The sequence below is a fragment of the Motilimonas sp. E26 genome (genome assembly GCF_021278025.1).
Taxonomy (GTDB): Bacteria; Pseudomonadota; Gammaproteobacteria; order Enterobacterales; family CBDFNC01; genus Motilimonas.
This window is the reverse complement of sequence record NZ_JAIBHJ010000014.1, coordinates 36253-58516: the sequence shown is the minus strand read 5'-3', so window position 1 is coordinate 58516 and position 22264 is coordinate 36253. Positions and strand designations below refer to the sequence as shown.

Here is a 22264-nt window from a genome sequence, read left to right as displayed (position 1 = left end):
AAATTCAATGAGTAATCAGTATAACTCCGAAGCCATAGAAGTATTAAATGGCCTTGAGCCTGTTCGTCGCCGTCCCGGCATGTACACCGACACCCAACGACCGAACCACTTAGGCCAAGAGGTCATTGATAACAGTGTCGATGAAGCTTTAGCGGGTCATGCCAGCAGTATCACGGTGATATTACATGACGATCATTCATTAGAAGTCATCGATGATGGCCGCGGCATGCCAGTGGACATTCACCCAGAAGAGGGGATTTCAGGGGTAGAGTTAATATTTTGTAAACTTCATGCTGGCGGCAAATTTTCGGGGAAAAACTATCAGTTTTCGGGTGGTTTACACGGTGTGGGTATATCTGTTGTTAACGCTCTATCAAAGCGGGTTGAGGTAGCGATACGTCGTGATGGGCAAGTGTATGAAATAGCTTTTGAGAATGGTAACAAAGTTGAAGAGTTAACCATCACCGGCACTTGCGGTAAACGCAATACGGGCACCAGTGTGCATTTTTGGCCAGATGTGAGCTATTTTGATTCCGGAAAGTTCTCCGTTTCGCGTTTACGACATAACTTAAAAGCTAAAGCTGTTTTGTGTCCAGGTTTAAACATTAAGTTTAAGGATAAAGTTAACAAAGACGAGCATGAATGGTGCTACCAAGATGGTTTAACTGATTACTTAATTGAAGCGGTAAAGGAGTGGCCAAGCTTACCAGATACACCATTTGTAGGCGCTTTTTCAGCCAATAGTGAGGCTGCAGACTGGGCTTTGTGTTGGTTGCCGGAAGGCGGTGATTTAATCACAGAAAGCTATGTCAATTTGATCCCTACAGCTCAGGGTGGCACCCACGTTAATGGGTTACGCCAAGGCTTGCTAGAGGCGATGCGTGAGTTTTGTGAATTTAGAAATTTAGTACCACGGGGAGTGAAGCTAACTGCCGATGATATTTGGGATCGGTGTGCTTACATCTTATCCGTTAAGATCCAAGACCCACAGTTTGCTGGCCAAACCAAAGAGCGTTTATCCTCACGTCAATGTGCGGCATTTGTTTCTGGTGTAGTAAAAGACGCATTTAGCTTATGGTTAAACAGCAATACCGATATTGCAGAACAATTAGCGGAAGTGTGCATTAACAACGCGCAGCGCCGTTTACGCCAAAGCAAAAAAATCGCACGTAAAAAAGTCACCCAAGGCCCAGCCTTGCCGGGCAAACTGACTGATTGTTCAAGTCAAGACCCGATGCGCGGTGAGTTATTTTTAGTGGAAGGGGACTCAGCTGGCGGCAGTGCAAAACAAGCTCGGGATCGTGACATTCAAGCCATCATGCCGCTGCGAGGTAAAATTCTTAATACTTGGGAAGTTGAAGCTGGCCAAGTGCTTGCCTCTCAAGAAGTTCATGACATCTCGGTAGCAATCGGTCTCGATCCTGACTCTGAGGATTTATCTGGATTACGCTATGGCAAAATATGTATTTTGGCCGATGCTGACTCAGATGGGCTGCATATTGCAACCTTGCTGTGTGCCTTATTTGTACGCCATTTTCGCGCGTTGGTTAATGCTGGGCATGTTTATGTTGCCATGCCGCCACTGTATCGTATCGATGTCGGTAAAGACGTGTATTACGCTTTAGATGAAGATGAAAAAAATGGCATATTAGATCGCATTGAAGCCGAGAAAAAGCGAGGCAAAGTCAACGTGCAACGCTTTAAAGGCTTGGGTGAAATGAACCCATTGCAATTGCGTGAAACGACCATGGATCCAAATACTCGTCGTTTAGTGCAATTAACGGTTGATGACGCTGAAGCAACCATGCAATTAATGGATATGCTATTGGCGAAAAAACGTTCCTCTGATCGCCGTGACTGGCTAGAAACCAAAGGTGATATGGCTTCTGCTATTTTTGAGGATTAACAGCTTTTTACCTAACATTCTCTAAATCATAAGAAGGGGGAATTCATTCCCCTTTACTTCCCTCCCACGCTATTTTTATCAATTAAAATATCATTAAAAGAACAATTTGCTCAAAACAAATACAAAATAATCAATCACATCATATTATCTTTGTCATTATGGCTAATTCTGTGATTTTGTAGCTATGCAAAGCGTATTGATGTAGCTAGAATTTTTCTATGGTCTGGATTTATTCAACTTGTTTGCCTGCGTATTTCTATGACATTGACAGTCATGATTCTCGTTGCTTATTTCTGGCGAAACATTTATGTGCTTAATAGGGATTGGTTTTGAAGAAAAGCTATAGCTTAGGCTTGGGCAGTAAAGTAATGGGAGTGACCTTTTTGCTCTTATTGCTTATTTTCAGCGGCTACACCTACCTTAATTTAACCAACTTGACTAATTTCTTTCAGTTGGAGCGTCGTGTTGTTTTCAGCTACCAGCAGCATCAAATTTCTACCTACTACGAAGAGCTATATAGCCGAGTCGATTCAGTCGCCAACCAAATAAAATCCAGTAACCGTCTACGAGCAGTAAGACTTGCTAATAATGTTGAACTTAAAGAGATAGTAAAAGAGGTCAGTGGACGTAAATCGTTGCCTATATCGGCATTATTGTTAGTGGATATTGAGGGACAAGTAACGGCCAGCTCAAATGAGATGTTATTAGATGATAAAACCCGAAGTTGGATCGCATTGGCGCAAGTTGACGATGCCGACAATTGGTTTGTTTATTGTCGCAATTCGTGTCAGCTGTTGGTACGCAGTGAAACTCAATTTGGCTTTGGTGAAAGCCTTATTTTTGTTTTTCCTTATCATCAAATGACGCCGATATCTAAATCAGATGTGCGCAGCTTTCAAATATTGTTAGAAGAAAAGTCTGACCAAGCGCTTAATTTGGTATTCAGTCGACGTATCCGCAATTTTGATTTCAACCAGCTAACTCCTCATTTAAATGTGCCCGATATTCTACAAGGAAAGGGGGATATCAATATAAACGGTAGGATCTACGAGTTTCGTGGTTACCCAATTGAAAATACAAACCTATCTGGTCAAGCTTATTTACTCATTGTTAATGATATAAATGAATTAGCTAATTTGCTACGTAGTGCAACTTACAATAACGTTATTTACGGCTTTGGCGCACTGGTTCTGGCTATCGTTTTATTACTTTATTTGTTGCGTAAACCCTTAAAGCGGATCCGTACTGTTATTCAATCATTGCCTTTATTGGCGACTTCTCGTCATCATGACTTTCGTCATATCGTTGAAGAGCAAGGTAAGCAAGAGCAGTTTGCCGATGAGTCTGACGAGTTAGGTGAAGCTAGTATTTCTTTATCTCACCAATTAGAAACTTTGGAAAGTCAGCTCACTCAACGTGCTAATGAGTTAGAGTGGTTAGTTAATCATGACCCTCTCACTGAACTGCCGAATCGTCGCATGTTTAACACCGAAATAGCTAAGCGACTAAGTAATAATGCCAATGGTTGCTTGTTATTTATGGACTTAGATAATTTTAAATACGTTAACGACATCAGTGGTCATAAAGCGGGCGATACCATGCTCACTCAAGTATCGACCACGTTAGAGCGCTTACTGCCAAGTAACGTATTACTTGCTCGAGTCAGTGGGGATGAGTTTGCGGTATTTTTAAATGATATTGATTTAGCTGCGGCGGAAGTTGTCGGTCAACGTATTTTGCAATTAATTGGTGAAGTGTGCGTGGCTGGGCGTAAAGAAATTCACAAAGCCTCTGCCAGCATAGGTATTGTTGCTTCTCCTGAGCATGGCACGGATATTTCAGAACTGCTATCCAAAGCAGATATTGCAATGTATCAAGCTAAAGATTTGGGTAAAAACCGTTTAGCGATTTATCACAGCGAAAATGTCGGAACTAAAGTTAACAACGATTGGTACTGGTTGGCGAAAGCGCAGCGCGCCATTGAAGAGCAGTTGCTTACCCTGTATTTTCAACCGTTATTTGATAATCAACGCGAAGAGGTGCGTCACTGGGAAGTATTGCTACGAGTGCGTGACGAAGAAGGCATATTGCGCTCTCCTTATCAGTTGATCTTAGCAGCTGAGAAAAATGGTTATATTTCACAGCTGGATTTGTGGGTGATTAATGCGGCGTTGGACCAACTCATGATTAATCAAGAGCGAGGCATTGAACAGCGGCTCGCCATTAACTTATCAGCCAAGTCATTCAGTGATGAAGCTGTGATCGCGCAAATAAAACAGGCAATGCAAAGGCGTGGTGTACAAGGCAGTCAAATTATTTTTGAAATAACGGAAACAGCGGCATTGTCTAACTTAGTGCAAGCTGTTGAACACATTAATGTTCTTAAGGGATTAGGCTGTGAAATCGCCCTTGATGATTTTGGGGTTGGTTATTCTTCGTTTCATTCGTTAAAATCCCTGCCTTTGGATTACATTAAAATTGACGGCTCGTTTGTTAAAGATTGTCCGAAGCGACCTGATGATCAAGTGTTTATCAAAGCCTTGATTAACATTGCTCACAATTTTGGCCACAAAACGGTTGCCGAGTTTGTAGAAAATAAAGAAATTCATGACATGATGGTTTCCTTCGGAGTGGATTATTCCCAAGGGTATTATATCGGTAAGCCGGTGCCGCCTGACATGGCTTGGCCTGAGCAAGTAAACTAGTTCTTCATCATGCTCTTGCAGTAGTAATTATCTTAAGGAATTCAATATGACTGATGCCGTTGACATGAGTTTAGATGGCGTCGAGCAACTGCCGTTGCGGCAGTTCACCGAACAAGCCTACCTAAACTATTCCATGTACGTCATTATGGACCGCGCTTTGCCTCATATTGGCGATGGTTTAAAACCAGTACAACGACGTATTATTTACGCCATGAGCGAACTGGGTTTGTCGGCCAATGCCAAATATAAAAAATCAGCTCGTACTGTGGGTGACGTATTAGGTAAATACCATCCCCATGGTGACAGCGCTTGTTACGAAGCCATGGTACTGATGGCGCAGCCGTTTTCGTACCGCTATCCATTAGTTGATGGACAAGGTAACTGGGGTGCACCTGACGATCCTAAATCGTTTGCAGCAATGCGTTACACCGAAGCGAAATTATCTAAGTTTTCGGAAGTGCTACTGTCAGAGTTAGGTTCGGGTACCTGTGATTGGTCGCCTAACTTTGATGGCACCATGAAAGAGCCTAAGGTTTTACCTGCGCGTTTACCCCATATATTACTCAATGGCATTACTGGTATTGCAGTGGGGATGGCGACTGATATTCCACCTCATAATGTACGGGAGTTAACTCAAGCTTGTTGTGTGTTATTGGAAAACCCAAAAGCCGATATCAACGAGCTAATGACTCATGTGAAAGGGCCTGATTATCCAACCGAAGCGGAAATTATTACGCCGACCCGAGATATTCAAAAAATCTACGAAAGCGGTCGTGGCAGCATTAAAATGCGTGCGGTTTACAGCTATGAGCAAGGTGAGATAATCATTACTGCATTACCTCACCAATGTTCCGGTGGCAAGGTTTTAGAGCAAATTGCAGCGCAAATGCAGGCGAAGAAGCTGCCGATGGTGGCGGATTTACGCGATGAATCGGATCATGAAAACCCAACTCGTTTAGTGATTATCCCACGCTCCAATCGTGTTGATGTTGAGCAATTGATGCAACACCTCTTTGCATCAACGGATTTAGAAAAAAATTACCGCGTTAATTTAAACATGCTGGGCCTAGATAACCGCCCACAAGTGAAAGGCCTGCGCCAGATATTGAGTGAGTGGCTGGTTTATCGCCGAGAAGTAGTGCGCCGTCGCTTGCAACATCGTTTAGATAAAATTTTAGCGCGTTTACACATTTTAGATGGCTTGTTGATTGCTTATCTTAACATTGACGAAGTCATAGAGATCATCCGTAATTTTGATGATCCTAAAGCTGAGTTGATCCGCCGCTTTGGCTTGTCGCCTACTCAAGCCGAATCGATTTTAGAGATAAAATTACGTCAGTTAGCCAAGCTTGAAGAAATTAAGATCCGTGGTGAGCAAGACGAACTTAATATAGAGCGAGAAAAACTGGAACTAACGCTAGGCTCTGAGCGTCGTATGTCAACGCTGCTGAAAAAAGAGTTACTGGCTGATGCGAAAACTTATGGTGATGACCGACGTTCCCCAATCATTGAGCGTCAAGAAGCGAAAGCCCTGTCTGAAAAAGAATTAATGCCAAGTGAAGCGGTCACCGTTGTATTATCAGAAAAAGGCTGGGTGCGCTGTGCTAAAGGTCATGATGTTGACGCTAATGGTTTAAGTTATAAAGCGGGTGATGAATTTTTAGCGCAGGCTAAAGGTCGCAGTAATCAACCTTGTGTCTTCCTTGATAGTGAGGGGCGGGCATTTGCCCTTGAACCTCACACGCTGCCGTCGGCGCGCTCTCAAGGTGAGCCGTTAACGGGGCGTTTTAATTTAAATCCGGGGGCGCACTTTGTTAGTACCTTGATGGCCAATGATCAGGCCCATTATCTTATTTGCTCTGACGCAGGCTATGGTTTTGTCGGCCAGTTTAGTGATATGGTCAGCCGCAATAAAAATGGTAAAGCCTTACTCAACTTGCCTAAAGGGGCAAAAGTGATGGTGCCGTATCCGGTCAATGATTTAGCCAGTGATAGCTGTTTAGCCATAACCAATGAAGGGCGAATGTTGCTCTTCCCGGTAAGCAGTTTACCGCAATTAAGTAAAGGAAAGGGCAATAAGATTATTAGCATTCCAAGTGCTCGGGTATTATCAAGAGAAGAATTTGTCACTCAAATTGCGATAGTGCCACAAGGTGCCAATGTGACCATGTTTGCAGGTAAACGTAAGTTAACCTTAAAACCTAACGATCTTGAGCACTATGCAGGCGAAAGGGGGCGTCGAGGTAACAAGTTGCCACGTGGCTTACAGCGCGTAGACAGTATTGTGATTGAAGCCATTCCTGATGTTGCCGCAGGTGACGCTGGCGTATCGACTAATGAAAGCAATGAATAGGTTATTGGGGTATTTATGTTATTAATTTTAAGAGGTATTTTTTTAAGCCTCTTTTTTATCTTAGTGTCAATTTTTGGCTCGCTGTGGTCGCTATTGCGACCGCGCAACCCAAAGAATTGTTATCGTATTGCAAACTTACTCGCTAAGTCATCTCGCTTTATGGGGATTAACCTCGTTGTACGCATGCCAGAAAATGCCGAAAAAATTGGCCCTGCAGTGCATATAGCTAATCATCAAAATAACTACGACATGGTGACACTCACTGCGGCGGTGCTGCCTAATGTGGTGTCGATCGGCAAAAAGAGTTTAGTTTGGATCCCGTTCTTTGGCCCACTTTACTGGTTAACAGGTAACATATTATTAGATCGAGATAACCGTGGCCGTGCCGTTAATACTATCAATACTGTGGCCAATAAGATTAAACAGGGCCACTTGTCGGTGATGATGTTCCCAGAAGGTACACGTAGCCGTGGTCGTGGCTTAATGAAGTTTAAAACGGGCGCGTTTCATACTGCCATTCAAGCCGGTGTGCCGATTGTACCCACTGTCGTGTCAGACACCCATGATCAGGTAAAGTGGAACCGCTGGAATAATGGTGAAGTGATTGTTGAAATGCTTGAGCCAATCGATACGACTGGTTATAACAAAGAAAATGTCCGTGAGTTGATGGCTCTTTGCCAGCAGCGTATGGAAGAAAAATACCAAGAAATCAGCGCCGAAGCTCACCGTCATGGTGACGGCGCAATTAAAAGGGATCTCGCATGAGCAGCTTTGAAGAGTTATTAAAAGAGTTTGAATTAGAAAGCCTTGAAACCATCAATGACCTGCTAGAAGATGGCAGTGATCCTGATGCGGAATATATGATAGAGCACCATGTTGCATCCACTGATTTCGATGTGCTGGAAAAAGTGGCTATTGCCTGTTTTAAGAAAGGCTACGAAGTGACTGATCCAGAAGAAGTGGAAACCGAAGATGGCGAAACTATCTTCAGCTTTGACGTGATAGTGGAAATGGAATTGTCACCTGAGGCAATCATGGAAGATGTCAGCGCAATTTTAGCTATCTGTGAATCATTTGACGTGACTTATGATGGCTGGGGCACTTACTTTGAAGGTGACGAAGAATAGCCTTAGCCTTGTGTCACTCGATTTTTGCTGTAAAAGCGGCACTGCTCTGTGATGACAGGTTTAAGCAAAACTGAGATTAATTTCTAAGCCACGCATTGACGTGGCTTTTTTATTACTGGCTAACAAGGCCAGTCTGCGCCATCAACGCTATCGAGGGGTAAATCACATTGACCTTGCCATTTTTCAATAAATTTTCCTTTCGGATCAAACAGCTGAGTTTGTTTGGTTAAATCGAAATGTCTTTGCCCTCGCGGATCGGCGCCGACGCCCGCTAAATATTGCCAATTGCCCCAATTACTGGCTACGTCATAATCAATTAACTGTTGTTCAAAATAGCGTGCGCCATAGCGCCAGTCGATTTGCAATTCATTCACCAAACAGCTGGCAACAATTTGACGGCCTCGGTTAGACATATAACCGGTTTGATTCAGCTGCTTCATACAAGCATTCACGAGTGGGTAGGGCGTTTGCCCCTGGCACCACTTGGCAAATCGCTCAGGATAAAGGCTGGTTAAGGGCGACTGCTTTTTAATGCCAGTGAAGGTAAATAATTGCTGCTGATGGCGATGCCCATACCATTGAAAATATTCACGCCATAACAGCTCGAAGTAGATCCAATAGGTCGATTCATTGGCGCCATGGTGGCGTTCGAAATTGTTGAGCTCGGTTAATATTTGCTTGGCAGACAAACAGCCATTAGCCAGCCAAGGTGAAAATTTGGTTGAATTTCCCCAGCCATCGAGTTCGTTTCTGACGGTCTTATAGTAAGAAGGGGCTCGAGAATCAAAGTATTGTCTAAGGTGTGTTAATCCTGCCTGCTCACCACCGATAAAAAGTTCATTGCTTTGGCTCACTTGGTTTTGCCGGCTTAAACTAAATTTATCCGATTGAACATGCATCGGTTTCGGTAGGTTGTTTAGTTTAATCAGTGGGGATTTGATAGCAAGAGGTTCAACTTTTTTGCGAAATTCGGTAAAGCTAGCAGGCAGATCTGAAAGCTTAAAGGGCAAATCTTCTTCACGCCACAGCGTGTGATTATTACCTATTTTCCAGCTTAGCTGGGGCGCGTTGTTGGCAATTTGATGGAGCACTTGCTGTTCAAACCATCCTACCTGTTTACTGACATAAGCAAGGTTAATCTCAAGGTGACTTATTAAGGCATTAAGCTGCTGCAGTGAGCGAGCCTGATAGCGCCATAACATTTGGCCTAAGTTGGCTAATTGACTTTCCAAGGCGGCCAGGCTGGCCTCGTGGAATGTTTGGCGCTTAGTTGACCATGGTTCAGGTCGGTATCGCGTCGATGGCAGAAGCGTATCGTCAATGTAGAGGCATATCAGTTCATCTACCTCATCCGCTGCTTGTGTTAACAATGCGTTGTCATGTAAACGAAGATCGTTCGAAAAGAAGTAAATGCCTCGTGTTGTCATGGTGCGCCCTTGAGCAAATTGAAAATACAGCATACGCGTAGTCTAGTTTGTTTGATCAATCAGAGGATGGTTTAAGTAAAGATGCTCAAGAGCAGTTACTTGGCTGAGATAATGTGAAAGCTAGCTAAGGTTCAATTAAGTGGCTGAGGGTGATAAATACGGATGAATACCGCTGAAAAAGACTTGTTCTGGTAAATAACTCGCCTCGTATTAATTGGTTTCACTTTCCTGATGAGATTTATTCAACATTTGGGGCTGGGAAATGTGAGCCAGTGCAGGTAAAATACGCAGCTTCAAAACTGAACAAAGTTGTAAACATCGTTGTCAACTCAGTTGTAATTTGCATTTAGTCAGGAGATACGGATGCTTAAGCGTGATATGAACATAGCCGATTATGATCCAGAGTTATGGGAATCCATGACCAATGAAGTGGTTCGTCAAGAAGAACACATTGAATTAATCGCGTCAGAAAACTATACCAGCCCACGTGTAATGGAAGCGCAAGGCAGCCAACTGACTAACAAATACGCTGAAGGTTACCCTTACAAGCGTTACTACGGTGGTTGTGAATATGTTGATATCGCTGAACAATTAGCGATTGACCGTGCTAAAGAGCTGTTTGGTGCTGATTACGCTAACGTGCAGCCGCACGCAGGCTCTCAAGCAAACGCTGCTGTTTATCAAGCGCTGCTTAACCCAGGCGACACTATTTTAGGCATGAGCCTAGCACACGGTGGTCACTTGACTCACGGTGCATCAGTAAGCTCTTCAGGTAAAATCTACAACGCTGTTCAATACGGCATTGACCCAGTAACGGGCAAACTAGATTACGACGAAATCGAGCGCCTAGCGGTTGAGCATAAGCCAAAAATGGTTGTTGCTGGTTTCTCTGCATACTCAGGCATTGTTGATTGGCAACGTTTTCGCGATATCGCAGACAAAGTAGGTGCTTACCTATTTGTTGATATGGCACACGTAGCAGGTCTAGTGGCGGCGGGTCTTTACCCTAACCCAGTGCAAATTGCTGACGTAACCACAACCACAACGCATAAAACATTAGCGGGTCCACGTGGTGGTCTTATCCTTGCTAAAGCTAACGAAGAAATTGAGAAGAAACTAAACTCAGCAGTATTCCCTGGCGGTCAAGGTGGTCCTTTAATGCACGTTATCGCGGCAAAAGCGGTTGCATTTAAAGAAGCGATGGAGCCAGAATTTAAAGCTTACCAGCAAGGCGTACTAGACAACGCTAAAGCCATGGTTGAAGTATTTAAAGCACGTGGTTTTAAAATTGTTTCTGACGGCACTGACAACCACTTATTCCTTGTTGACCTAATCGACAAAGAATACACAGGTAAAGATGCGGATGCAGCCCTAGGCCGCGCGAACATCACTGTAAACAAAAACTCAGTACCAAACGATCCTCGCTCACCGTTCGTGACTTCTGGTCTACGTATTGGTACACCAGCACTAACACGTCGTGGCGTTAAAGTTGACGACGCGAAAGCATTAGCGGGTTGGATGTGTGACGTACTAGACAATATCAATGACGACTCGGTTATTGAAGCGGTTAAAGGTAAAGTGGTTGCGCTTTGTAAAGCGAACCCTGTTTACGCTTAATTAATCCAAGATTAGTTTCGCATTATGACTGCAATAGAGGCTGCCCCAAGGGCAGCCTTTTTTTTTATGCAGTAAGTGGTAAACTGAACGCCTGTTTGCTTACTGATTATTAGGGATTTTTGATGCATTGCCCTTTTTGTGGTGTTCAAGACACCAAAGTGATTGATTCCCGCTTGGTGTCTGATGGTCATCAGGTTCGTCGTCGTCGCGAATGTAATCAGTGTAAAGAGCGCTTTACTACCTTTGAATCAGCCGAGTTGGTGATGCCAAGGATCATTAAATCCGATGGCAGCCGCGAGCCGTTTAACGAAGATAAGTTAATGGGTGGCGTGCATCGCGCATTAGAAAAACGTCCCGTATCTACCGAAGCTGTCGATAAAGCAGTGAATCAAATAATGTCGCAATTACGCGCGACAGGTGAGCGAGAAGTGCCATCAAAAATGCTTGGTGAGCTAGTCATGGAAGCGTTGAAAAATTTAGATAAAGTGGCTTATGTACGCTTTGCTTCTGTGTATCGCTCATTTAAAGACGTGAAAGAATTTGGTGAAGAAATCGCCAAGCTGGAAAAATAACACCTTGTCTGACACTTCTAACCAGACCTTAGAGCGCCGTTTAATGGCGCAAGCCATTGAGCTTGCAGCGACGGGCATTTATACCACAGCTCCTGCGGCTAACTTTGCCGGGGTGTTTACCTTCGCTGGTAACGTGGTCGCAAGCAGCGCCCGGAAAACCTCAATAGAGCCCTGTGCTATTTGCCGGCAAGCACAAGCTTTGCTGCGCTCTGAACAAGATTGCGATACGGTTTATTTAACCTCTGAGCCCAGTCATGAACTAGCACAAATCCTAGTGACGTTAGGCATTAAACAGTTGCAGCTGGCTTGTTTACTTGAGCCAGAGCAAACTGAATGGCGCAACGTATGTGAACAAGGCAATATTGCCGTTGCAATCGGCCTACTTGAATCAGAAGCAAAAGCGCTTAATCATGATTTATGGTTTCGCCGCCAACACGGGCGCCCCTTTGTAAGGCTAAAATTAGCCGCTAGCTTAGATGGTCGCACTGCGTTAAAAAATGGTCAAAGTAAATGGATAACCAGCAGTGAAGCGCGTGCTGATGTGCAGCTGTTTCGCGCCAAAAGTGATGTGATTTTATCGGGCTCAGGCACTGTGGTTGCAGATAATCCCTCATTGAATGTGCGTTGGTCAGAGCTTACCCCACTGCATTCGATAATTAGTCAAGATCAGCTGCGCCAGCCTGCGCGGGTGATCATTGATAATCGCCAGCAGCTTGATCAGCACTATCAACTATTTGGCTTGCCGGGGGATACTTTTCTGGTGGCCAGTAGCGAGCATAAAAATACCCAAGCCAAGACCCTTGTGATTGCAGAGCAAAATGGCCATGTTTGTTTATCACAATTGATGCTAAAGCTAGCCACGCTATCATTTAACAGTGTTTGGGTCGAAGCTGGGCAAACATTAGCGGGCGCGCTATTGGCTGAAAATCTGGTTGATGAGTTTATTTTGTATCAAGCGCCGAAACTAATGGGCTCGAGTAGCCGAGGTTTAGTAGACTTACCCGAATATACGCAAATGAGCCAAGTACCAGAGTTAAGCCTTAAGCAAGTTGATTTAATTGGTCCAGACTTAAGATTAATTTGCGTACCCAAACAATAACGAATAGGTGTCGCTACAAGCGGCAATCATTGAAAGACAGGTGAAACATGTTTACTGGAATCGTGGCGGCAGTGGGAAGCATAAGTAAAATTAAACCCACAGGTAAAGACATTAGTTTAACGGTCAATACTGGCAAGCTGGATTTATCAGACGTGCAATTGGGTGACAGTATCGCCACGAATGGTGTGTGTTTAACGGTTACCGACCTTGGGGCAAATAGCTTTAGTGCTGATTTAAGTGTGGAAACCCTTAAATTAAGTAGCTTTGCCCATGCCAAAGTAGGCGGCTTGGTGAACCTAGAAAAAGCCATGATGCCGCAATCTCGTTTTGGTGGCCATATTGTTAGCGGCCATGTTGATGGCGTGGCGACAGTTATTTCTCGGCATGACTTAGGCCGTGCCACAGAGTTTTGGTTAAGCTGTCCACCTGAGTTGGCTAAATATATTGCCCACAAAGGCTCCATTACCGTTGATGGCATTAGCTTAACGGTAAATGAGGTTAATGGTTGTGAGTTTAAGTTGACTATCGTGCCTCACACCAGCGGTGAAACTACTATTACCCATTTTAAAGCGGGCACTCAAGTGAACCTTGAAGTTGACTTAATTGCACGTTATTTAGAGCGTTTATTATTAGGCGATAAAGCCGCAGAAAAGGCACCGTCAGGTGTTACCATGAGTTTGTTAGCAGAGTCAGGTTTCTTAAAATAAGGGAAAGTCGTCATGGCACTTAATACAATAGAAGAAATAATTGAAGACCTTCGCGCCGGTAAAATGGTCATTTTAATGGATGATGAAGACCGTGAAAATGAAGGCGATTTGATCATGGCGGCTGATGCTGTGACCCCAGAAGCCATCAATTTTATGGCGACCTATGGCCGTGGTTTAGTCTGCTTAACTTTGACCGAAGAGCGCTGTGCGCAACTAAAGCTGCCATTAATGGTTGATCACAATAGCGCTGCATTTTCAACTAATTTTACTGTGTCGATTGAAGCAGCTGAGGGCGTAACAACCGGTATCAGTGCTGCCGATCGCGCGGTGACTGTACAAGCCGCAGTGGCACCCAATGCCACTCCTAATGATATTGTTATGCCAGGCCATATTTTTCCACTAAAAGCGCAAAATGGCGGTGTGTTAACCCGCGCGGGTCACACTGAAGCTGGCTGTGATTTAGCGCGCTTAGCCGGCTTTTCGCCAGCGGGTGTAATTGTTGAAATCCTAAATGAAGATGGCACCATGGCGCGTCGTCCTGATCTAGAAGTGTTTGCGAAAAAGCATGACTTAAAATTAGGCACAGTGGCTGACTTAATTGAATACCGTAATAATAACGAAACCACCATAGAGCGCGTAGCACAATGTAAATTGCCGACAGCATATGGCGAGTTTGATTTAGTGACTTACCAAGACACTATCGACAATCAAGCCCACTTTGCATTAGTTAAGGGTGATATTAATGCTAGCGACCCAACGCTGGTTCGCGTGCATTTGCAGAGCGTGATGGGCGATGTGTTATTGTCAGACCGCCAAGCGCCACAAACTTGGCCCTTGGCGCAAGCCATGGCGCGCATCGCCAAAGAAGGTGGTGTACTGGTGGTGCTAGGTAACGAAGAAAGCTCAGCGCAGCTGATTGAGCGTATGAAGCATTACCAAGCTGAAGATGCTGGTGAAACACGTGCTGTCGCTAAACCTCAAGGTGCGAGTCGCCGTGTTGGTGTAGGTTCGCAAATCTTAGCCGATTTGGGCGTGAATAAAATGCGTTTGTTAAGCTCACCGAAAAAATACCACGCGCTTTCAGGCTTTGGTTTAGAAGTGGTGGAATACATTAGCGAGTAAACTAAGCAAAATACTATACCGGTTTCACTTGAGCCTGTTGGCTTGGGTGATTATTTTTATTGAGTAGACGTTTTATGTCTGAAATCTGCGTTTGATCTATGCTAGAATCGCGCCGATTTATAAGTTAAGAAACAGGATCTGAAATGAATGTGATTGAAGGTGTGATTGCGGCGCCAAATGCAAAGGTTGCCATTGTAATTTCTCGCTTTAATAGCTTTATTAATGAAAGCTTACTAGCTGGCGCTCTGGATACGCTTAAGCGTTCAGGTCAAGTGAAAGATGAAAACATCACCGTTGTACGCGTACCGGGTGCAGTTGAATTGCCACTGGCCACTAAACGCGTAGCGGCAAGTAAAAAATACGATGCTATTATTGCATTAGGCTGCGTGATCCGTGGCGGTACCCCGCATTTTGATTTTGTGGCTGGTGAATGTAATAAAGGTTTGGCACAGGTATCAATGGACTATGATGTGCCAGTGGCTTTTGGTGTGTTAACCACTGACACCATTGAACAAGCCATTGAGCGTGCTGGTACCAAGGCGGGTAACAAAGGCAGCGAAGCTGCTTTAGGCGCGTTAGAAATGGTTAATGTTTTAGCTCAGCTAGATTAAGGAATTGCCCTGTGAAACCCGCTGAAAGACGCCGTGCGCGCCAGTTTGCTGTACAAGCTATTTATCAATGGCAAATGACGCAAGCCAACGTAGCCAATATCATTGACCAGTTTTTGATTGATCAAGATTTGGCCAAAACAGATTTAGATTACTTCCGCGATTTAGTGTCGGGTGTAATACAACACTGTGAAGAACTGGATAAAATACTTGCTCCTTATTTAGCGCGAAAGCTAAACGATATGGATCAGGTTGACAAAGCTATATTGCGTTTAGCTATGTTTGAGTTAACCAAGCGTAGTGATATCCCATACAAAGTAGTTATTAACGAAGCGATTGAACTAGCTAAAGATTTTGCTACTGACGAAAGCCATAAATACGTCAATGGTGTATTAGATAAGTACGCAGTTAGTCAAAAAATGCGTCAATCAGACAAATAAGCTGAGCAAAAACAGCTCAATAACAGCCAGCATTTTGCTGGCTTTTTTATGTGGTAGCTATGAGCGAATTTGATTTAATCGATAAGTATTTCTTTCAGCAAGTGACTCAGCGCAAAGATGTGGTACTTGGTATTGGTGACGATTGCGCCTTACTCAGTATGCCGGCAAAGGCACAACTTGCAGTGAGCACTGACACCTTAGTATCGGGCGTACATTTTTTTGCTGACGTCGATCCGCGGGCCTTAGGGCACAAAGCGTTAGCTGTTAATATCAGTGATTTAGCGGCAATGGGCGCGACGCCTGCTTGGGTTTCTTTAGCCATTACCTTACCTGAGTTAGACGAGGCTTGGCTAAGTGAATTTGCGCAGGGCTTTTTAGCCCTAGCTGAGTATTACGGTATGCAGTTAGTTGGCGGCGATACCACTAAAGGACCGTTAAGTATTACCGTCACCGTACACGGCCATGTGCCTGAAGGTACTGCTTTGACGCGCCATCAAGCCAAAGCGGGTGACTGGATCTATGTATCAGGCCAACCCGGCGAAGCGTCGTTAGGCTTGCAGTTGCTACAAGGGTTAGCTGTCAATGGCTTGTCAAAAGACACGCAACAACATTGTATTGATCGCTTACAGCAACCTACGCCAAGGGTGGTCATTGGCACCGCGCTGCGTGGATTAGCATCAGCATGTATTGATATTTCTGATGGCTTGGCACAGGACTTAGGTCATATATTGACCGCTTCCCACTGCGGTGCTGACATTCATCTAGAAAAGTTGCCTCTTAACATCGATATTGTGAACGCCCTTTCATTTGAAGCAGCTTGTCAGCGCTGTTTAGCCGGCGGTGACGATTACGAATTACTGTTTACTGTGCCCGAAGAGCAAAAAAGCCAAATTGAAGTAATCGCGGGTAATGCTGGCGTTCCCCTTACTTGTATCGGACGTTTAGTGGCAGGGAAGCCTGAGCTAACGCTTAAATTGGACAATCAAAATTACCAGCTACCACTTGCTGGTTGGGATCATTTTAGTGATAAAAAATAGAGCCGATTTGGTAGGGTTGAAACTGAGCAATCCATTACACTTGCTGGCGGTTGGTTTTGGCAGTGGCCTTGCGCCTAAAGCCCCCGGCACTTTTGGCACATTGGCTGCTATTCCTTTTTATTTAGTATTGGCTCAGCTGAGCGTGTCGGTTTATGTGGGTGTGTTGGTGACGGCAACGCTACTGGGTTTTTGGTGTTGCCATCAAACTAGCCGCGACATGGGGGTACACGATCATAAAGCGATTGTGTGGGATGAGTTTGTTGGCTTTTGGATCACTATGTTGGCTGCGCCAGCAGGTTGGGTTTGGCTGGTTATTGGTTTTGTTTTGTTTCGTTTTTTTGATGTACTTAAACCTTGGCCCATTAGCTGGCTTGATAAACATGTGCATGGTGGTCTTGGAATTATGTTAGATGATGTTTTAGCAGGGGTTGCCGCACTCGCCAGTATGCAGCTATTAGCGATGTATTTAGCATAAAATTTTACAAAGCACCCTTTTTTCAGGCAGTGATTTAGTTGACAATAGTATTAACTTAATTGAACACAAAATTTACTAGATCTTAACTGCCTCACCCCTTATATTTTGACACCCTGTTAACCATTAATTCACCTGAGGGTGAGCATGCCTATTTATAATACCTTATGTTACTTCGCGCTCGCGGCGATATTGATTGCGTTTGTTAACCATAAAATTGGTAAAATGCAGACCACGATTGCGATCACTGCGGGCTCAATTTTACTGTCACTGATTATTGTTATCGCAGGTCAAAATAGTTGGTTTCATCTCGAGGATGTGGCCGCACAAGTTATTACCGACATTGATTTCGAGAGTTTCCTACTTAAAGGGATTTTAGGTTTCTTACTCTTTGCTGGTGGTTTAGGTATTGAGTTATCCCATATGCGAGACCAAAAATGGGAGATCACAGTACTGGCGCTCGTGGCGACATTAGTGTCGACCTTCTTTATTGGCATTGTGCTTTATTTTGGTTGCCAAGCCATAGGTATTCCGCTTAGTTTTATTTATTGCTTGCTGTTTGGTGCGCTTATTTCACCTACCGATCCCATCGCCGTGCTGGCTATCGTGAAGAAGATGAATGCGCCACAACGAATCTCAACTCAAATTGAAGGTGAGTCACTCTTTAATGATGGTTTTGGCTTAGTTATTTTTGTGACCTTATTTACCATTGCGTTTGGCACTGAAGTGCCAACGGTTAGCAGTGTAGCGGCTTTGTTTGCTCAAGAAGCATTAGGCGGCATTGCTTATGGCTTTGTGCTCGGTTTAATTTTCCACTATTTAATCAGTGCGACTAATGATCACTCAATGGAGCTGTTACTGACATTTTGTATTCCAACGGCAGGTTATGTTATTGCCGAGCAGCTGCACGTTTCAGGCCCACTAGCGATGGTGGTGGTCGGCATTATTATTGGTAACTGGACCCGTGAAACTGGCTTTTCAAAGGAAAGCCAAGATCATCTAGATCATTTTTGGGAACTGGTAGACGAATTTTTAAACGGGGTGCTATTTCTGTTGATTGGTTTAACGATGCTGACTTTCTCATTCCATAGTGAAGATTGGGTCTTAATGGCACTTGCCATCCCATTGGTGTTAATTGCACGTTATTTAAGTGTTCGTTTTTGCTATTTAGGCTTTAATCGCTTTCGTACTTATAATCCTTTATCGGTAAAAATTCTAACTTGGGGCGGGCTACGTGGCGGTCTGGCGTTAGCCATGGCCATGGCGATACCAGCTGGTGTGATGGTGTTACCCGAAAAAGGCATTGATGTTAGAGAGATTATTTTGGTTATGACCTACTCAGTTGTAGTATTTTCTATCTTAGTCCAAGGCTCCACCATCACTGGTATGATAGAGCGCGCCAAAGTACTGGAAAAATCTTAACTAATCTAAATAATATGAACTAATCAATAACAAAACAGGGCATTTAAGATGCCCTGTTTTTTTAGCTATTGAGCCGCTTTATTGAGTTGTATGGCAATATCACGATTTAATGTTAGCCAGTTCGTTTTTAGTTTTTCAACAATGCCTGGGTAGTCTTTACTGGGTACATCAAGCTGATAATTAAAGCGCTCGTCTTTAATTACTTTGCCATTGGGAGCCACTAAATTCCACTGTCCCGAGGCTACTGCGACCCCTTGTAAGCGGCCTTGAAAGCGATTAACTGAAATCGACAGGATCCAATATTGCTGGTCTGATTCGGGGTAAAACTCTGCACTTTCCACCACACTCCACTGCGGTAAATACAAAGCCATCGCTTCATTGCTCAGTCGATCTAATTGCTGATTTAATGCGCCTGCCCATAAGTGCTGCTCGGCAATATGAACTTGGTTGTCATCGAGCTGCATAACCACGCCATTACTGTTTAAATAATCGGGCAGCTCAACTGGCTTGAGTACCAAGGTACCCTGGCTAGCTGGCGTGACAGCCGCAACCGACAAATCATCAGCGCCTAAGGCATAGTAATGACTCGGTAGCGCTGGTGTTTGACTACATCCTATTAAACTGGCACTAATAATAGTTATGGTGGCTAGATTTAACTTCTTCATTATTTATTCTCCAAGCGAGGGTCGCGTTGGGGTTTTCCATCAAAAATAATAGCGTTAGGTTTGGCACTGATTTTACGTAAGAAGGGTTGTAGCTCACGCAATGATTGCTCTAGGGCACGTACCGTTTGACTGAGATCTTTATGCAATTGTGAATCTTTAGAGTAGCTGCGTAAAGTTTCGTTAGCTTGCACTAAGGTATTATTAAACTCTTTTGGTAGGCTTTGGGTTTCTTCATTAGTCATCATCTGATCAATGGCACGCATTGATTGTTCGGTTGTTTTTAACAAGGCGTTGGCATTATGGATAGTTGTCTCAATCTCAAGGTTATTAATTTTATCGAGTAATTGGCTTACTTTTTGCTCTAGTTGGTCAAAACCGCCTTTCATGGTTGGAATGATCTTAACCTTTAGCTGCTGGGCTAACTTGAGTTGATTGGGATCGCTGACCGCGTCCTCTTGTACCGAAAGATCGATAAGCCTTGCTCCCGTAAGCAGGTTTGCTGTTTTTAAACGGGCATGAAGACCGCGATTAAGCATCCTATCTATTACTTTATGCCAGTATTCCACGTTGCCATTATTAGTGGTGCGCCAACGATCCAGCTCAATTCTAATTAATACTGGGATCATGTCTTGGAATTCATATTGATAATTGGGCGCCAACTTAAGGTAAGGAATCTCCTTAACTTGTCCAACTTGAATGCCTTTAAATTGCACGGGTGAGCCAACATTTAGGCCTGCAATAGATTCGTCAAAAAACAGTACATATTCAATATAGTTATCGTAAGACTCAGTTAAAATAGTGGCTTCATCGGTGAACAGATAAAATTGACTGTTTTCACTAATGGTTTCGCCAGGCTCCCAACCTGCTGGTAAACCAAATGTGATGCCACCGGTAATCACACTTTCAAGTGAGTCCATTTCAAACTGAATACCTTTAGCATCAAGGTTTAGGGAAACCCCTGGTTTCATCCAAAAACGAGTGTTACTGGTGACTAAGGCATCATAAGGAGAAAAAATAAAAATATCGTATTGAGTCTGGCGACTTTCAATATCATAAGAGACGGTTTCAATTCGCCCCACTTCAAAACCGCGAAAGTTGATAGGTGCGCCATCTGATAATGCTTTATTGGCATTATTGGTTAAACGTAAGCGTAGCCCTTTCGTATCAGAACTGATTAAAGGTGGGTTCTCCATGACCTGGAATTTGCTGATTCGTTTGCTATTACTGCCCGGTTTGAGCTCTAAATAAGCGCCAGAGAACAAGGTACCTAAACCAGATACGCCTGTGGTACCTACTCGTGGTTTAACTACCCAGAATACAGAATCTTCTACCAACATTTTTTCTGCGTGAGGGTCAATTCTTACACTTAAAATGGCTTTGCTGTAATCATCACTTAGCTCAATGGCCTCAACTAAACCAATCTCAACACTGAGGGATTTAACCTTGGTTTTTCCTGCTTCGAGGCCTTCAGCATTGCTGATTTCTAAGTGAATCAAGGAACCTTGACTGGAAATGTGTTGATACAACATCCATCCGCCAATCATCAGCGCCAGTAATGGCACTAGCCAAACTTTAGACATGCGTTCAGGTTTATTTTCTAACACGATTTTTGCTCCACAGAAGAGAATGGGCTTCCGATAAACCGAGGGCAAACGTTAGAGGTTATCTCAAGTTGATTGTTTAACACGATTTTTGCTCCGAAGTGGGTGAGGGATCCCAAATGATGCGAGGATCAAATGAAAGGGCTGATAGCATAGTAAGGCCAACAACCATGGCAAAGGATAAAGCAGCATTGCCTGGATACACTACGACCAAACCATCGAGGTGCACTAAAGCAACTAAAATAGCGACAACGAAAACGTCAATCATTGACCAGCGGCCAATGGTTTCAGTAATACGATATACTTTAAGTTGCATACTGGCGTGTTCTGGCTTGTTTCGTGTTGCAGTACAACATAACCAAGCAATCGCTAGCATCTTAGCTATTGGGATCATAACACTAGCTAAAAATATCACCAATGCTACCGGGTAAGAGCCAAGTTGCCAAAGTAAGATAACGCCGCCGATAATAGTGGAAGGTTCGCTTTGACCTAAAAAGCGCGTATCCATAATAGGAAATACATTAGCTGGAATATAAAATACCGCGGCGGCAATAAGTAATGCTACGGTTTTTTGGATGCTATGTTGAGTTCGAATGGACAATATTGAATGGCATCGGCGACAGCGTGAATCAGCAGTTGGATGAAGTTCTCCGCAATGGTGACAACGTGCTAAGTTGGCATCTTTGGCGGTGGCAGCGCTTTGCTCAATAGTATGCTGGCTAAGGGGGCCGGCATGTTGGTGCCAAAGCCAGTGCATATCAATGCTGAGTAAGGTTTTTAGAAAAGCTAAAGTAAACAAACAAAACGCCCAAAAAGATAAACCAAAGCCAACCTCAGCCATAGACATAATTTTAATCAGAGCAACTAGAATCCCGACTAAAAATACATCTACCATGACCCATGGTTTAATTATCTTTAGCATTTTTAAGCGCCTTATAGCCGCTCTATTAGGAGTGTTTCGCTCCATATTTAGGTGTAATGAAATAATCAGTATTAAGCAAACTAGGGGGAGTAGGGTAAGAGACAAAAATAAAAAAATCGCGATGGGAGTAAAGCCGTTATCGGCTAATGAACTCATTGCTTGATAAAAATAGATTTGCTTGGTCACGCCAGAAGCACTAAAACTCATAAAAGGAAAGCAGTAGGCCAAGGCGAGCATTAATATACTGGTTAGCGCAAAGGCTAAAGGCTGCTCTACTGGCTGTTTCGGTCGACTAGAGACAGTATGATGACAGCGTTGGCATGACAAGCTAGTACCACTATGAATATAAGTGTCAGAGAGTAGAGAATCACATTCTTCGCAAGCTGTTTCGATTTTTTTGATTGCTCTTTCCTTCATCGCGCGCTGTGATTGGTTCTAGTTGTTGATTAGACACAGTATATA

The 22264-nt window shown here is 43.8% G+C and carries 19 protein-coding genes; 15 read left to right on the top strand and 4 right to left on the bottom strand.

Features of this window, described 5'->3' with window-relative positions:
- Window positions 1-7 precede the first annotated feature (7 nt).
- From parE to rraB, 5 genes are all read left to right on the top strand, one after another.
- Entirely contained in the window at window positions 8-1906 is a 1899-nt protein-coding gene (gene parE, locus K1M91_RS12925; protein WP_232802250.1) for a DNA topoisomerase IV subunit B, read from the top strand.
- Between the two features lie 329 nt (window positions 1907-2235).
- Complete coding sequence (locus K1M91_RS12920) at window positions 2236-4611, top strand: EAL domain-containing protein (RefSeq protein WP_232802248.1); 2376 nt, start codon at window positions 2236-2238, stop codon at window positions 4609-4611.
- Window positions 4612-4657: 46 nt separating this feature from the next.
- Window positions 4658-6964, top strand: coding sequence for a DNA topoisomerase IV subunit A (parC, locus tag K1M91_RS12915; protein WP_232802247.1), 2307 nt, complete (start codon window positions 4658-4660; stop codon window positions 6962-6964).
- A 15-nt stretch (window positions 6965-6979) separates the two neighbouring features.
- The gene (locus tag K1M91_RS12910; protein WP_232802245.1) at window positions 6980-7729 is read left to right on the top strand and encodes a 1-acylglycerol-3-phosphate O-acyltransferase; all 750 of its coding nucleotides are present in this window, start codon (window positions 6980-6982) and stop codon (window positions 7727-7729) included.
- Window positions 7726-8091, top strand: a complete 366-nt coding sequence (rraB, locus tag K1M91_RS12905; protein ID WP_232802244.1) for a ribonuclease E inhibitor RraB — start codon at window positions 7726-7728, stop codon at window positions 8089-8091. The genes K1M91_RS12910 and rraB overlap by 4 nt, the downstream gene beginning before the upstream one ends.
- Before the next feature lie 119 nt (window positions 8092-8210).
- Here the strand turns inward: rraB and K1M91_RS12900 are convergent, their stop codons facing one another.
- Complete coding sequence (locus K1M91_RS12900) at window positions 8211-9518, bottom strand: DASH family cryptochrome (RefSeq protein ID WP_232802241.1); 1308 nt, start codon at window positions 9516-9518, stop codon at window positions 8211-8213.
- Window positions 9519-9881: 363 nt separating this feature from the next.
- Here K1M91_RS12900 and glyA point away from each other — a divergent pair, with 363 nt between their 5' ends.
- The 10 genes from glyA to K1M91_RS12850 all read left to right on the top strand — a co-directional run bounded on the left by glyA (window position 9882) and on the right by K1M91_RS12850 (window position 18614).
- Complete coding sequence (gene glyA, locus K1M91_RS12895; protein ID WP_232802226.1) at window positions 9882-11135, top strand: serine hydroxymethyltransferase; 1254 nt, start codon at window positions 9882-9884, stop codon at window positions 11133-11135.
- A 122-nt stretch (window positions 11136-11257) separates the two neighbouring features.
- Window positions 11258-11707 (top strand): transcriptional regulator NrdR, encoded by a 450-nt coding sequence (gene nrdR, locus K1M91_RS12890; protein ID WP_232802219.1) that lies wholly within the window; start codon window positions 11258-11260, stop codon window positions 11705-11707.
- The gene (ribD, locus tag K1M91_RS12885) at window positions 11679-12806 is read left to right on the top strand and encodes a bifunctional diaminohydroxyphosphoribosylaminopyrimidine deaminase/5-amino-6-(5-phosphoribosylamino)uracil reductase RibD (RefSeq protein ID WP_232802217.1); all 1128 of its coding nucleotides are present in this window, start codon (window positions 11679-11681) and stop codon (window positions 12804-12806) included. Before nrdR ends, ribD begins: the two co-directional genes overlap by 29 nt.
- Before the next feature lie 47 nt (window positions 12807-12853).
- On the top strand, window positions 12854-13513 hold the full coding sequence (locus K1M91_RS12880; protein ID WP_232802215.1) for a riboflavin synthase: 660 nt from the start codon (window positions 12854-12856) through the stop codon (window positions 13511-13513).
- 12 nt (window positions 13514-13525) lie between these two features.
- Window positions 13526-14635, top strand: coding sequence for a bifunctional 3,4-dihydroxy-2-butanone-4-phosphate synthase/GTP cyclohydrolase II (gene ribBA / locus K1M91_RS12875; RefSeq protein WP_232802213.1), 1110 nt, complete (start codon window positions 13526-13528; stop codon window positions 14633-14635).
- A gap of 143 nt (window positions 14636-14778) precedes the next feature.
- Complete coding sequence (ribE, locus tag K1M91_RS12870; protein WP_232802204.1) at window positions 14779-15246, top strand: 6,7-dimethyl-8-ribityllumazine synthase; 468 nt, start codon at window positions 14779-14781, stop codon at window positions 15244-15246.
- 11 nt (window positions 15247-15257) lie between these two features.
- Window positions 15258-15683, top strand: coding sequence for a transcription antitermination factor NusB (nusB, locus tag K1M91_RS12865; RefSeq protein ID WP_232802202.1), 426 nt, complete (start codon window positions 15258-15260; stop codon window positions 15681-15683).
- Between the two features lie 59 nt (window positions 15684-15742).
- Entirely contained in the window at window positions 15743-16720 is a 978-nt protein-coding gene (gene thiL / locus K1M91_RS12860; protein WP_232802196.1) for a thiamine-phosphate kinase, read from the top strand.
- Window positions 16698-17195 carry a phosphatidylglycerophosphatase A gene (locus K1M91_RS12855; protein WP_232802474.1) on the top strand — a complete coding sequence of 166 codons (498 nt, stop codon included), beginning with the start codon at window positions 16698-16700 and terminating at the stop codon, window positions 17193-17195. The genes thiL and K1M91_RS12855 overlap by 23 nt, the downstream gene beginning before the upstream one ends.
- 144 nt (window positions 17196-17339) lie before the next feature.
- Window positions 17340-18614, top strand: coding sequence for a sodium:proton antiporter (locus K1M91_RS12850; protein WP_232802194.1), 1275 nt, complete (start codon window positions 17340-17342; stop codon window positions 18612-18614).
- A 65-nt stretch (window positions 18615-18679) separates the two neighbouring features.
- Here the strand turns inward: K1M91_RS12850 and K1M91_RS12845 are convergent, their stop codons facing one another.
- The 3 genes from K1M91_RS12845 to K1M91_RS12835 all read right to left on the bottom strand — a co-directional run bounded on the left by K1M91_RS12845 (window position 18680) and on the right by K1M91_RS12835 (window position 22219).
- On the bottom strand, window positions 18680-19279 hold the full coding sequence (locus K1M91_RS12845; RefSeq protein WP_232802192.1) for an ABC-type transport auxiliary lipoprotein family protein: 600 nt from the start codon (window positions 19277-19279) through the stop codon (window positions 18680-18682).
- Entirely contained in the window at window positions 19279-20883 is a 1605-nt protein-coding gene (pqiB, locus tag K1M91_RS12840) for an intermembrane transport protein PqiB (protein WP_232802190.1), read from the bottom strand. Before pqiB ends, K1M91_RS12845 begins: the two co-directional genes overlap by 1 nt.
- 76 nt (window positions 20884-20959) lie before the next feature.
- Complete coding sequence (locus K1M91_RS12835; RefSeq protein ID WP_232802188.1) at window positions 20960-22219, bottom strand: paraquat-inducible protein A; 1260 nt, start codon at window positions 22217-22219, stop codon at window positions 20960-20962.
- Window positions 22220-22264: the final 45 nt, after the last annotated feature.